Source organism: Sphingomonas sp. Xoc002, assembly GCF_050408055.1.
GTDB lineage: Bacteria > Pseudomonadota > Alphaproteobacteria > Sphingomonadales > Sphingomonadaceae > Sphingomonas > Sphingomonas yabuuchiae.
On record NZ_CP191175.1, the window covers coordinates 732682 to 745510 of the forward strand.

Genomic DNA, 12829 nt, shown 5'->3' on the forward strand with positions numbered 1-12829 from the left:
CGCTTAATTTAGGCTTTAAACCCCATTACCCTGCAACGGGTTGCATTGCCTAGTGACCAACTAGCCGACATGTACGCGAACATCATACCCCAATGAGCGGAGGGCCTTCGAAGTTCGGCCGTTTCGTGGCGGGAAGCGGTCGGGCATTGCCCATCCGACGAGTTCGCCATAGGCGGATACGCCCATGCAATCGAGCTTCCAAGATGGCTCGGAGATCGCGTCCCACAAGCGATCGGGGAGCAAATCAATTGGACCGCCGTATAGGATGTGCTGGATCACCTCAGTGACCGATGCGCCTGATGCGGTGCGGCTCGTCCAGATGTGCTTCGTGAGTGCATCTAGCTTTTCGGGGATCGAATATTGGGTTCCAGTAGAGGGAAGGCCGACGGTACGGTTTGCGACGCGACGCGAATATTCACGCATCGCGTGGATGTGTCCCGCGACCTCTCGAAACTCCGAAAGCGTCATTCGAGCTAGGCTTTCGGGGCGAAGCGCGTCGCGCAGACGAGGTGCAGTCTCGTTGATCGCAATCGCCTCCTGTTCTAATTCGGCAGACGCCTTCCACCATTCTACCGCTTCGTTCAGACCTTTCGCGGGATTTAGGCGGAACTGCTCATAATAGCGTTCGAAGTCGGCTCGGCGGCCATCGAACGTACGCATGTAATAGTGCGCATGAAGAAATTGATCGGCTTGAGCGCCCGCCGCTGCTTCTGGATTAACCCACGCTGGCCTGTTCCCAATCTGGCTGACAGTAGCACCAATGTCTCGAAGCGTTTGAAGCGTCGAGCGCCATTCATTTAAGAACGCCTGCCGTTGTCGATCACTTGCCGCCTTGGGGGCTGTCCGAACTAGGCCCGACCACTGCTTGATACTCGGGTGCTGCCAGAAGGGGCTTGGATCAGACTTCGTCGCGGCCAGCTTCTTGGCTCGTGCGATCATCCAATCCCGAAGCTCCTCGGTCAACGGCGTAGCTTGTGCATCAAGCTGAGCGAACAGGTCAGAAATCTGGCGGTCTAATTCGTCGTCGATCTCTGCTTCTGGGAAGAAGCAGCCTGCCTCGACATTCTTATACCAAGCTTTCGACGTCAGGTTTGCCGATCCGATATATACCCCGAACCCGCGCCACCAAATCACCTTCGCATGATGATGCTGTACAAGTTTGCAGACGAAGTTCGGTGATCGCCGAGAAAGGAAACTGTTGAGAACGCCAACAGTGACGGCGACTTCGTCGTCCAGCCGCCCCCAGAAGCGAAGCGGCACGCCTTTGTCCCAGCACCAATCGAAAAGAAGCCCCGTGTCTGTCGCGTAAGCGACCGCCGCCCAGACAGCTTCGGTTTGTAGTTTGCCATCGACCGGTTGACTGGCCTGCTCGATGAAATTGCGAAGATAGGTGCCATTGATGCCGCCCAGAACGAGCTTCATTCTTCACCCACTTGCTGCGCTTCAGTCTTACGAATGCGCTCGTAGACCTCGCGCGCGATGTGGTCCTGAGCGGCACCTCGAAAGCTCCGGTCCTTCATCACACGGCCGAAGATCTCCTCATTTCCCTCCATGCGGTCGATGAACAAATCTTCGAGGAGGCGGCCAAAGAAGGCGGAAAAATTCGCGAAGTTGTTGGCTTGGGCAGCCTCGACCACTTTCTCATCGCGCTCAGCCGTGGCCCGCACCTGATCAAAGAAGAGCTGGTCGGCTTCGGTGAAATCAGTCCCGAACCGCTCATTCAGCTTCTCGACTAGCGAGGACAGGGCGACTTCGGTATCCTTCTCGCGAGCGGTGCCAACATCGGTCGGCCCCTTGAGCGGCAGTGCGTCGCCCTGCGTCAAATCAATGGTGCCGTCGTTCACCTGACTGAGCCGGAAGAATTTTAGCGCGACATCGTCGTCGAGCGTGAATTTCGATCCATCGCCCGGCCGGGGAAGTTTGGGCGATAGGTTGCGAAGGAAGGCATAGAGCCGCTCCAGCCCCTCATCAAAATAGGGCATAATCTGCGACAGGAAGGAATAGAGGTTGTTGAACGCGGTCATTTGTCCGCGAAACTCCTCCTGAGCGGCCTCTTCCAGCCTGTTGAAGCGGTCAACCGAGCGGTCGAGAACTGCGTTCATCGTCCGGTGATCCTGCCCTGTATGATCGCGCCGTCGCTTGAACCAGACCTCCGCAAATTTATCGACATCGGCGGGGGTGAACACAGCAGGTTGCAGCAATTTGTGATGCAGTTCATTCAGTCGTTGGGGGTCGGCATTTTCACCAACGGGCGTCGTCTCGTAATAGGGTTTGAACGCCTTATAGATGTCGGCCTCTTCGTTGTTGAAATCGAGAACGAACGTGCGTGTCTTGCCGGGTGCAGTGCGGTTGAGGCGGGACAGCGTCTGGACCGCCTGAACGCCAGCCAGCTTCTTCACCACATACATGGTCTGGAGCAGCGGCTGATCGAACCCGGTCTGATATTTCTCCGCGACGATGAGCACACGGTAATCCTCGCCCGCGAACCGCTCCGGCAATTCCCGTTCGGGCAAGCCGTCATTCATGCCCACTTCGGTGAAGGCGGAACCGGGATCGGCCGGGTCCTCTACCGTACCGGAAAAGGCGACCAGCGCGCGGATGCCCTGATAGCCATTGTCGCGGATATAGCGATCAAACGCCTGCTTGTAGCGGACGGCGGAGAGGCGCGATCCGGTGACGACCATCGCTTTCGCTCGGCCGCCCAGTTCGTGCATCACGCGCAGGCGGAAATGCTCGATGATGATCGCAACCACCTGCCCGATGTTGGTCGGGTGCAGTTCCAGATATTGGCCCAGTGCCTTCGCGGCCTTCTTCTTCGGGACGTCGCGGTCATTCTCGACCTGCTTCACCAGCCCGAAGAAGCGTTTATACGTGGTGTAGTTTTGGAGAACGTCGAGGATGAAGCCCTCTTCGATCGCCTGTCGCATCGTATATTCGTGGAAGGGCGCGGAGCCGGACGGTCCCGGTTCGTCGAACACCATTTTGGTCTTGAATTTGGGCGTCGCGGTGAAGGCGAAGAAGCTCAGGTTCGGCTGGCGGGCACGTTGCAGCATCTGCTGGCGGATCGCGGCCTTGGCCCCTTCCGAAAGATCGTCGTCCTCCTCGTCGCCCGCCTGAGCCGCAATGGCGTCGGCAATGCCGTCCTTGTTCAGAATGCCCTTGAGCGCCGCGACCGTGTCGCCGGATTGCGAGCTATGCGCCTCGTCCACGATCACGGCGAAGCGGCGATCGCGGGTGTCGATCGCCACGCCTTCGCCCTTGGCCTCCAGCGTCTTGATCGCCTGTGAGATGAAGGGGAATTTTTGGATGGTCGAGATGATGATCGGCGTGCCGTTCGACAGCGCCTTGGCGAGCTGCTGCGTGTTTTCGTCGATCTTCTCGACCACGCCGGTCTTATGCTCGAACTGATAGATGGTGTTCTGCAACTGCTGATCGAGGACGCGGCGATCGGTGATGACCACCACCGAATGAAACACCTTCTCATCCTTGGCGTCGTGAAGGGTTGCCAGCCGGTGGGCCAGCCACGCGATGCTGTTCGATTTGCCCGACCCGGCCGAATGCTGGATCAGATAATTGTGTCCCGATCCATGCGCCGCCGCATGGCCGACAAGGCTCCGCACCGCGTCGAGTTGATGATAGCGCGGGAAGATCATCACTTCCTTGCGGATCGTGCGGAAGCCGGTGGACGTCTCCACCGTTCGTTCGCTGACATCCAGGTGCATGAAACGCTGGAGAATATCGAGCAGGCTGTTGGCGCGGAGCGCCTCATCCCACAGATAATGGGTTTTCCAATTGCCATCGACCGGCGGATTGCCCGCGCCGTGATTGTGTCCACGATTGAAGGGCAGGAAATAGGTTTCCTCCCCCTTCAACTGCGTCGCCATCCACACCTCGTCGGGATCGACCGCGAAATGCACCAGCGCGCGTTCCTTGAAGCGGAACAGCAGATCGCGTCCGTCCCGATCCCGGATATATTGGGTGCAGGCATCTTCGGCGCGCTGGCCGGTCTGCGGATTCTTCAGTTCCGCCGTGACGACGGGCAGTCCGTTGACCGCCAGCACCACGTCGATCACGCATTCGCGAGCGCGCCCGTCCGGTTGTTTAAGAACGTCGGATTTGAACCGGACCTGCCGGGTGATCGTCAGCCGGTTGGCGGCGTAGCGCGCGGCGCTCTCGGGGTTCAGCCCGGAATTGGGCCGGAAATAGGCAAGGCGCAGCGTCTTGCCATAGCATTTGAATCCGTGGCGTAGCACGCCCAGGCTACCCTTGCTCGCCAGTTCCTTGGTCAGGCTGTCGATGACCGTGGCGGCGGTGCGATCCTTGAGCATCGCCTCTAGCTGTTCCCACCGCGCGGGCTGGCTGGCGCGGATGAAGCCGATCACATCGTCAGGGAATAGAGCGGTCGCCGAGTCATAGGCTTTGGGATCGCCCTTGGCGTAGCCGCCGCTCGTGATGAGGCCATATTCGATGGCATGTTCGAAGTCATTTTCGGTGTGGCCTGTCATCGCTCAAATCTCCGTGACAGAGCTGTTGTGAAGATTGGCGAGCAAGCGGCCGTTCACTTCGTCAAAATGATAATAGCGGATCGACGGATCGGCATTTAATTGGCCATTCGCATCGAGATAATTGCCGGGGTTTTCATTCGTTCCGAACACGAATTTGCGCACGCGGATCGTCCGGCTGTCGCCTGTGTAATGGTCGATCGTGCGCTTGAGGCTGCGGCACCAGTTCACGCCCGCGCGGAGCTGCGGAACGATATTTTCGGCGCTAATGCTCTTGCTTTTGAACTCGATACAGTCAGCGAAGAAGGAGCGCCCATGCGTGCGGAATATCACGAAATCGCAGCGTTTTGACCACGCCTTGCCGTTGTCGTCGAGGAAATGGAACAGTGGTGGCTTGGATTTCTTGCGCTGTAGCTCAACCTGATCGTGGTCGAGTTTGAACGCCATTCCTAAATCGGACAGCCCGAGGACGATCTTACGGGTTCGGGCACGCGCTTCCCCCGTCGGAAAATACTTTTCTTTGAGAATGACTTCCCCGCCTTCGCCGTCGTGAACGACGTACCGATTGTTCACATAGGCTTTGAGGTGCCGGAAATATGTGGATGCGTCGAGGGTCATCGCAACCCCTCGATTTGGCCGGTGACGGCGGCGGTGATGAGCGCGGAGCGATATTCGGCTAGCTTCTCAACGCTCTCAGCGCATTTTTCTAGCACTGGATCGATCGCCAACAGGTCCTCAATCACGGCTTCTTCGATTGAAGCCTGCTCCTTGAGAGGCGGCACCCACACAGGAAGCGACATAAGCGCGTCTTTGGTCAGCTTCGGCTGAGCTGAGCCAGATATGTGCGGGTCTAGGGGGTAAAGCGCCAGAAGGGCTGCGCAGAACCAGATCGAGAGGCTTGTGGGTCGCAGAATATGGGCGTGATTGTTCACCCAATATTGTCCGTCTGCGGAGAACGCTAACGGGGTAGAGCGCGAAAGCAAGTTCGCGCCGTCCTCTGCAACCAAGACGGTCGGGAAATCGAAAATATACTCATCGACATAGTCGATGATGCCTGACGCTCCGTAGTAGGGGTAAAGCCGCTCAATCCCTTTGCGAAGTTCGGCAGCGATGGGAACGCGCATCCGGTTCAGGTTCTCCACCGCGAAACGGAGTGAGCGAACCTCCCAGTGCGCAGGGATTTGACCGAGCCAGTCGATGCCGCTGTCTTTCAAAGGTGCGGCGGGATTGACGCCCTTGGTGACAGCTTGGGTGATGATCGCCTGCCGCTTTTCGGCGAGGCGTTCCAGCAGCACCTGTTTCTTCGCGATCAGCCCGTCGATCTGTGCGGTTTTTTCATCGAGAAAGGCGGCGATGCGCTTCTGGGTTGCGAGTTTCGGGGTGGGAACCGCGAAGTCGGCATATTTCTCTGCGCTGACATTTTGGATGGTCGAGCGAATGGCGATGCTCTCTACCCACGCCCAATAGTCGGATGTGTTGAGCGCCCAAAAAACATACTTCGGATCAAAGCTCTCGCACAGTCGTGCACGGATCAAATAGCCAGCATGGCAGACCGTTCCCCACCCCGGGCGATAAATGAAAGACCGTCCGATCGACCCGCTGCGTGCGAGCAGCAGATCGCCATCTTCCAGCAGATAAGGTTCGGCTTCTTCGGGGGGCAGCGAACGGAACGTCTCATCTTTCAACCGGCCATCATCGGTAATGTCTGTTATTCGTACGAAGCGAGGCCACTCCGGGTTGTCGAATTGCGCAGCGGCATTGGCGCCGTATTTCAATGGCGATGAGCATGTGAACCGCAACCGCGTGGTCGGAAAGATCACGCCACCAGTCCTTTAAGTAGGCTAGCAATCTCGCCTTCCAGCGCCGTAATGTCTGCCTCAATCTTACTCAGTGGGCGCGGCGGCTTGTAGACATAGAAATGCCGGTTGATCGGGATTTCGTAGCCGATCTTGGTTTTGGCATAGTCCACCCAAGCATCGGGGACGTGGGGCAGCACTTCGGCAACGATATAGGCATCAATGGCGGGTTTCATCGCCGCAACCAGATCGTCATTGGGCATGTCCGGCCCGAAGTTCATCGGCAGGGGCAGCGCGGTTCCTGGGGGCAGCGGGATATTCTCGGTATCGCGCAATTCGCTGTCCGGCTCCGGCCGACCCTTGCTGTCGCGGCAGATTTCCGCCGTGGGGTCGCGCTCGCCCAGGGCCGCGAAGATCGCCTTCTTGATCGGTGTGGGCAGCTTGAGTTTCTCGCGCTTCGCGGCGGCCTCCAGCGCCGCCTCGAAGCGGTCCCGGTCCTTGTATAGTCCGTTGCCCGCGAGCGTGCGGAGCATCTCCCGGATGGCCTCTTGCAGGGCGCGGCCGTCGGCTTCTTCCGCTTCGACGGCTTTGGCGTCCTTACGCTTCTTCGACACGGCCAGATTGACGAAGGTCGATTGCTCGTTCAGCCGCGCGATCCGCTCGGCCGTCGCCTCGAAATTCAGGCGCAGGGGGCGTTCGACCGTGACTTTCAGGAAGCCAAATTCGCGGTTTTCAAAGATGCGGCTGACGGCGCGCTCTTCCCACGTCCCGGCCTTCTCATCGGTGCAGACCCGCGCTTTCTCGCCATCCTGAAAATTGTCGTAAATCTTGGTGAGCTGGTCGATGTGACCGCCCGGCTCATCCGACAGCTCGTTGCGCTTGTTGTTGAGGCTCTTCGTCATTTTGCGGAAGAAGCGTGTGCCGTCGATGAGCTGGACCTTGCCGCGCCGTTCCGGCGGCTTCCGGTTCGTGACAAGCCAGATGTAGGTGAAGATGCCCGTGTTGTAGAAAAGCTGATCGGGTAGCGCTATGATGGCATCGAGCTGGTCATTTTCGATGATCCAGCGCCGGATATTGGACGGGCCGGACCCGGCATCGCCACTGAACAGCGGTGATCCGTTGAAGATGATCGCGATCTTCGACCCTTCGCCGCCTTTGGTCGGGCTGGGGTGCATCTTCGACATCATATGTTGCAGGAACAGCAGCGAGCCATCGTTGATCGCGGGCAGGCCGGCGCCGAAGCGGCCTCCGAAGCCAAGCTCTTCCGCCTCCTTGGCGACGACCTTTTGCTGGTCCTTCCACTCCACGCCGAAGGGCGGGTTGGCGAGCATGTAGTGGAACTTCTTTTCCGGAAATCCGTCGCGCGTCTTGCCGTCGCCGAGCGTGTCGCCGAGGACGACGTTGTCGGTATCCTCGTCCTTGATGAGCATGTCCGAGCAACAGATCGCCCAGCTTTCGTCGTTATATTCCTGCCCGTACAGGCCAAGATTGGCCTTGTCGTTGCCCGCGCGGATGGTTTCTTCCGACACGGACAACATGCCGCCGGTGCCGCAGGCCGGATCGTAAATCTCGCGATAGACGCCCGGTTTGTAGACATCCTCCTCGCCGGTGTAGACGAGGTGGGTCATCAGCCGGATGACCTCGCGCGGGGTGAAGTGGTCCCCGGCTTCCTCATTCGCTTGCTCGTTGAAGCGCATCACGAGATGCTCGAACAGATAGCCCATCTGGAGATTGTCGATACCCGCATCGGGATGCAGATCGACATCGGCCATCGCTTTCACGATGTTGAATAGCCGGTTGCTGGCGTCGAGTTTCTCGATCTGCTCGCTGAATTTGAAGCGATCAAAGATGGCACGGGCCGTGTCCGAGAAGCCGTTGATATAGGCGACGAGATTGGGAGCGATGTTCTCGCTGTCGTCCAGAAGCTTGGCGAACGTGTACGGGCTAGTATTGTAAAGCGGCTGGCGACGACGCTTCGGATCGACGATCTTGCTTAGCAGTTTCGGGATGGCCCGTTCGGGCGTCCCGGCTGCGATCAACCGGGCATGTTCGGCGACCACCGCATCCTTGGTCGGCTCCAGCACGCAATCGAACCGGCGCAGCACGACCATCGGAAGCATGACCAATCGGTATTGCGGGGGGCGATACGGGCCACGCAGCCGGTTTGCGATTTCCCAAATTTTTCCAGCGACGAGCTTGTGGCGTTCAGTAAGCAAATTTCATCCCCATAGTGGGGGAAGGTTCTGCCATTCGAGTAGTGCGGTGTCACGAGTTGATGGTCGAATTTCTCATATACCCTTGCCCCAGTGAGACGAGCGCGTGCGGTCCCGCGATGCCTCACATGAGTACCTGTCATCCCATTGAGAAGCTTTCTCGTCGGTTCTAGGCCCCAGTGCGACGCACTCAGTGACGCGGCAACTCTCGTTCCTATTTCGTTCTGGACCTCGTCTACCACTCGGCTAGGCTGCCGGGGGAGGATGGGTACAGCACGATGCAGATTGGATATTGCCGCACCAGCACTGCCGAGCAGGTCGCAGGTTTCGAGGCGCAGGAACAGAAGCTCGTTGCAACGGGTTGCACGCGACTGTTCCGCGAGCAGGTGTCGTCCGTGGCTGCCCGGGGTGAGTTGGATGCTGCCCTCGACTTTGTCCGGGAGGGAGACACGCTCGTCGTTACCCGGCTGGATCGGCTTGCACGGTCAACAACAGACCTCCTCGGCATCGTCGCAACATTGGAGCGCAAAGGCGTATCTCTGCGCGTTCTCGATTTTGGCGGGTCCGAGGTCGACACCAAGTCGCCTACAGGGCGGATGCTGCTGACGATGTTCGCTGCTGTAGCGGAGTTCGAGCGCACCACCATGCTAGAACGACAGCGCGCGGGTATCGCGAAGGCAAAAGCGGAAGGACGTTACCTTGGGCGTGTGCCTACTGCCCGCGCCAAGCTGGTTCAGATGCGCGAGCTACGAGCCGCCGGGCTGGGCGCTTCGGAGATCGCTGCCAAGCTGAATGTCGGCCGCGCCTCGGTGTACAGATTGCTTTCGGAGGATGCCGCTTGATGGAAGTCGCCAGTCACCTGTTTGCCGATCTGAGCGCGTCGCTGGAAGACCCTCACACTACCGATCTCCGGGGCCGTCAGCAGATGCGTCACCAGAGGGCTGCACTGTGAGTGCTAATCGGACGCGAAGCCGATGCAATACGCCGACGAGCGACGACGATGCAGACAAGCTGTGACCGATGATACACCGCTGCCGGTTACGGCAACTCCGGCGGATGTCGCGCTTGAACTACGAGTAAACGAGGTGCTCGCAGCCGGAGGACGCTTGCCGCGATGGGGCTGGCCACTTCCACGGCCCTATAACGGAGCCACCGGTCAGGAGCGGATCGCGGGATGGCGATTAGCCCGTGTCGCAGAGTTACAGGGGTGGCTTATACGGTCGACATCGTGCTCGATCTGCGGACGCCGTGAGCGGCTGCACTTGCACACCGAAAATTATTTTCGGCCCATGTGCGTCCGCTCGGTTTGCCAGCAGTGCCATTTTTGCCTGCATCGCCGCTTTCGGCACCCTGCACGCTGGTTGCAACTGTTGCACGACGCTGCCCCTGCGGCTCGATGGGCGCGAGAGATAAGCCTGGACGAGTTGTCGCGCTCCGAAGCCTTGCGGCTCGCAAGGGACCAATAGATACGAAGCTGGTCAGCCCGAAGCTACTCGTCATTGGGGTTAGGGGCCAAATCTGCGTAGCTAATGCGCAATAGGGCGGGGGGTATGAGTGAGCGAGTTCTACGATGATGAGCTGTCGCCGTGGGAGGAAGTTGGTGAGGCGATCTCACCAGACCAGTCGATGTCGGTGTTGGACCAACTCCAGTTCTACCAGCACATGACCCGAAAGGTATTCCCGTACCTCGATCCTTACGAGACGGCCGTCTTGATCCAGATTGTAGACCGCATCACTGGCTGGAAAAAGCGTGAGGCAAAGTTCAGCGCAGACGCTCTGCTCGTAGGTGATCGGATGTATGGCGGCATCGCTCGGACGATGGACCGCAGTCGCATGATGAAGGCGTTACGTTCGCTGGAAACCCGAGGACTGATACGGCGTCGATCACAGCCAAACTCCCGTATTCGCGTATACTGGGTAAACCCGTCTCCAGATGTTGGGGCGCTTGAAGCTTCCGCGCCGGAACTGCGGAAGTCTGCTGCACGAGCAGGCTCGCGGCGAAGGAGGATGATCTCCAATGGAGACCAACCAGTCTCAGCAGTGGATGGGTTGGTCTCTACAGGAGACGTCAAGGGCTCCGATAGCGACACTGGAGAACCGTATCCTGACAACTGTATCAGAGACTATAATCATGAGAATACTACGCACCCAGAGCCTTCGGCTCCGGGCGCGCGGTCTCCTCTTGATACTTCAACAGATACCCAACGATCGCTACGCCGCCCGGACGTTAATCCGAGGCCGCGCCGCCGAACGGGCGCGCTCTGATGCCCCTTCCGCAGAAATACGGGGCACCGTAATCATTCCAATAGCGTCGAAGGAGGGACGCCCAGCGCCGCCGCGATGCGTTCGACAACCTTCAACGTCGGATTGTGCCCGCCGACTTCGACCTCGGACATGTAAGAACGTGCAACCCCCGCAAGGTCCGCGAACGTCTCTTGAGAGAGCCCGGCCTCTCGACGCAATCGCCTTACATTCGCGCCAAATCGCCGACACAGGTCCATCGACATGCATCAGCCGCATCCTCCGGTGTTCGCGCCACCCGCTATGACCGACATTTTGCTTGAGCGCGAACGGCTGGCGGCTAGTGTCTCCCGGAACAAACGGGGGATGTACGATGAATGGTTCCAAGTCGCGCTCGCGCCAGCAAGCTCGCGAGGCGGGCAAGCAACAGCGTGCCGTGCAGATCGCCGCGATGAGCGGGCGGGAGAAGAACGTCTGGACGATAATCGGGATCGTTCTGGTTGCACTCGCCGTATTCGGACTGGTTCGCGCGTGTAGCTCCTTGCACGATGGAGGCAGCGCGGGCGCAGCCAAGACTACGCCCACGTCCAGTGCGAGCCGGCTCTGCTCCGAGGGCGAGAAGGTTGTGCAGAAGGACTTCGCCGTGGCCAAGGAGGGTGCGCTCCGCGACGCCCCGAAAGGAACGGCTTCCACCGTGCAGATGAACGTAGGCACAGAGAAGGTCGACGCGCCTCTGGAGGCTGGAAGCACCGTACGGCAGCTCTGTCGTGCGGGTGACTGGTCGAAAGTCCACGTCCTTACCGCGCCCAAGGAGTTCCAGCCGCTGGAGGGCTGGGTGCCCACATCCTCGCTTCGCAAGGTCGGCGTAACGGCGCAGGGGAGGCGCATCTACGAAGCGGCGGACTTTGACTGGCCTGCCGGTAGCAAGCCCTTCCGTGGCGCTCTGCTGGCCGTCATGAACCGCATCATGCAGGATAATCCGGCTTGTGAGGCGCTGGACACCGACAACCTCGTTGCGAACAAGCGAGGGAAGCAGACCGTCTACTCGGTTCCGTGCTGGAGCGAGGGCGACCTACAGTCCTTCGATTTTACCGCCGCCGACGCTACCAACCGACGCAGCTTCGCCCCTGTCAGCCCGATGGGGAAGCTTGATGCTATCGCGGCCTGCAAGCAGGGCGTGCTGTCGCGGGCGGCACATCCATCTTCGGTGAAGTTCCCGACCTTCGACTATGACTTCCGCGAGGGGGAGAATGGCAGGACGCAGGTGCTGATGTCCGCCAAGGCAAGCAACAGCCTCAACCTCCAGCTCGACTACGACGTGCAGTGCGACTTCAACGGCAGTGAATTGGACAATCTCGTCATGTCGGAGGCACGTCCGAGATAGTGAAGTCCGTAAGGATTAGACGGGCTGATCGGCTGCGAGTTCGCTTAGATCGGCTCGTCTGGCCTGGTGAGGATCGTAGGGGATAAGGTTGGCAACTCGGCCCTTTTGCGCCTGTCAGCTGTCAAGCTGGCGGTGTGAGGATCGTAGATAGTACAGAAGGCAAGCGGTCATGCGGGGTGCTCGACGGAGCATATCTCGGTGCGGTGAGTTGCTACAAAAAGCCCTACAATCCACCTACCAAGCCATAGAGCAATATACTGAAATCAAACGATATTTAGGAAAATGTTGAGTGTCCCTCCCTCTCCGCCACGGACTGACGCTCGCCCCGAGAGAAGGGGCAAGGCCTCCCCATCGCCATCGACGCCCCGGACAGGGTTCGGCTTCGTCCTGTGTCGCATATGGGCGACCCCTTATCGTGCTGAAGGCCAGGGATGTTCCGGAACGCGCATACCGCGTCGCGCATTGGCTCTCTTACAGGAGAGCGACCATGGCCGACCCGATCAAGCCGACGACCGAGACCCGCGACCCCAATCTGTCGACCGAGCATCAGCGCGATGGCGATGCCCGCCGTCCCAGCGATACGCTCGACCGCGGCCAGCCCAGCACCGAGGGGCAAGATGCGCCGAAGCGAAAATCCTCGCTGACCTGATTTTCCGGAAGGGGGCAAAGGGACGCCCCGTTCATTCCGTAGTG

9 protein-coding genes are annotated in these 12829 nt (G+C 59.3%); 3 read left to right on the forward strand and 6 right to left on the reverse strand.

The window, feature by feature from the left end:
* Nucleotides 1-60: 60 nt before the first annotated feature.
* Genes ACQR50_RS03585 through ACQR50_RS03605 form a run of 5 tightly spaced genes read right to left on the reverse strand, consistent with a single transcriptional unit; the run spans nucleotide 61 to nucleotide 8514 of the window.
* Nucleotides 61-1422: a phospholipase D-like domain-containing protein gene (locus tag ACQR50_RS03585; protein ID WP_428969809.1), complete on the reverse strand. Its 1362-nt coding sequence runs from the start codon at nucleotides 1420-1422 to the stop codon at nucleotides 61-63.
* Nucleotides 1419-4505, reverse strand: a complete 3087-nt coding sequence (locus ACQR50_RS03590) for a type I restriction endonuclease subunit R (protein ID WP_428969810.1) — start codon at nucleotides 4503-4505, stop codon at nucleotides 1419-1421. Before ACQR50_RS03590 ends, ACQR50_RS03585 begins: the two co-directional genes overlap by 4 nt.
* Before the next feature lie 3 nt (nucleotides 4506-4508).
* Nucleotides 4509-5120 carry a hypothetical protein gene (locus tag ACQR50_RS03595; protein ID WP_428969811.1) on the reverse strand — a complete coding sequence of 204 codons (612 nt, stop codon included), beginning with the start codon at nucleotides 5118-5120 and terminating at the stop codon, nucleotides 4509-4511.
* Nucleotides 5117-6322, reverse strand: a complete 1206-nt coding sequence (locus ACQR50_RS03600; protein ID WP_428969812.1) for a restriction endonuclease subunit S — start codon at nucleotides 6320-6322, stop codon at nucleotides 5117-5119. The genes ACQR50_RS03595 and ACQR50_RS03600 overlap by 4 nt, the downstream gene beginning before the upstream one ends.
* The gene (locus ACQR50_RS03605; protein ID WP_428969813.1) at nucleotides 6319-8514 is read right to left on the reverse strand and encodes a type I restriction-modification system subunit M; all 2196 of its coding nucleotides are present in this window, start codon (nucleotides 8512-8514) and stop codon (nucleotides 6319-6321) included. Before ACQR50_RS03605 ends, ACQR50_RS03600 begins: the two co-directional genes overlap by 4 nt.
* A gap of 275 nt (nucleotides 8515-8789) precedes the next feature.
* Here ACQR50_RS03605 and ACQR50_RS03610 point away from each other — a divergent pair, with 275 nt between their 5' ends.
* Nucleotides 8790-9353 carry a recombinase family protein gene (locus ACQR50_RS03610; protein ID WP_428969814.1) on the forward strand — a complete coding sequence of 188 codons (564 nt, stop codon included), beginning with the start codon at nucleotides 8790-8792 and terminating at the stop codon, nucleotides 9351-9353.
* A 1455-nt stretch (nucleotides 9354-10808) separates the two neighbouring features.
* On the opposite strand, the gene ACQR50_RS03615 is transcribed toward ACQR50_RS03610, so the two are convergent.
* Nucleotides 10809-11018: a helix-turn-helix domain-containing protein gene (locus ACQR50_RS03615; protein ID WP_428969815.1), complete on the reverse strand. Its 210-nt coding sequence runs from the start codon at nucleotides 11016-11018 to the stop codon at nucleotides 10809-10811.
* 107 nt (nucleotides 11019-11125) lie between these two features.
* Between ACQR50_RS03615 and ACQR50_RS03620 the strand changes: the two genes are divergently transcribed.
* Nucleotides 11126-12136 carry a hypothetical protein gene (locus ACQR50_RS03620; RefSeq protein ID WP_428969816.1) on the forward strand — a complete coding sequence of 337 codons (1011 nt, stop codon included), beginning with the start codon at nucleotides 11126-11128 and terminating at the stop codon, nucleotides 12134-12136.
* Nucleotides 12137-12623: 487 nt separating this feature from the next.
* On the forward strand, nucleotides 12624-12785 hold the full coding sequence (locus tag ACQR50_RS03625) for a hypothetical protein (RefSeq protein ID WP_168371483.1): 162 nt from the start codon (nucleotides 12624-12626) through the stop codon (nucleotides 12783-12785).
* Nucleotides 12786-12829 lie beyond the last annotated feature (44 nt).

Bases quoted from the DNA above. Each gene is read 5' to 3' on its own strand.
- ACQR50_RS03615 (WP_428969815.1), bottom strand. From the start codon at position 11,018: ATGTCGATGGACCTGTGTCGGCGATTTGGCGCGAATGTAAGGCGATTG.
- ACQR50_RS03625 (WP_168371483.1), top strand. From the start codon at position 12,624: ATGGCCGACCCGATCAAGCCGACGACCGAGACCCGCGACCCCAATCTG.
- ACQR50_RS03585 (WP_428969809.1), bottom strand. From the start codon at position 1,422: ATGAAGCTCGTTCTGGGCGGCATCAATGGCACCTATCTTCGCAATTTC.
- ACQR50_RS03610 (WP_428969814.1), top strand. From the start codon at position 8,790: ATGCAGATTGGATATTGCCGCACCAGCACTGCCGAGCAGGTCGCAGGT.
- ACQR50_RS03620 (WP_428969816.1), top strand. From the start codon at position 11,126: ATGAATGGTTCCAAGTCGCGCTCGCGCCAGCAAGCTCGCGAGGCGGGC.
- ACQR50_RS03590 (WP_428969810.1), bottom strand. From the start codon at position 4,505: ATGACAGGCCACACCGAAAATGACTTCGAACATGCCATCGAATATGGC.
- ACQR50_RS03595 (WP_428969811.1), bottom strand. From the start codon at position 5,120: ATGACCCTCGACGCATCCACATATTTCCGGCACCTCAAAGCCTATGTG.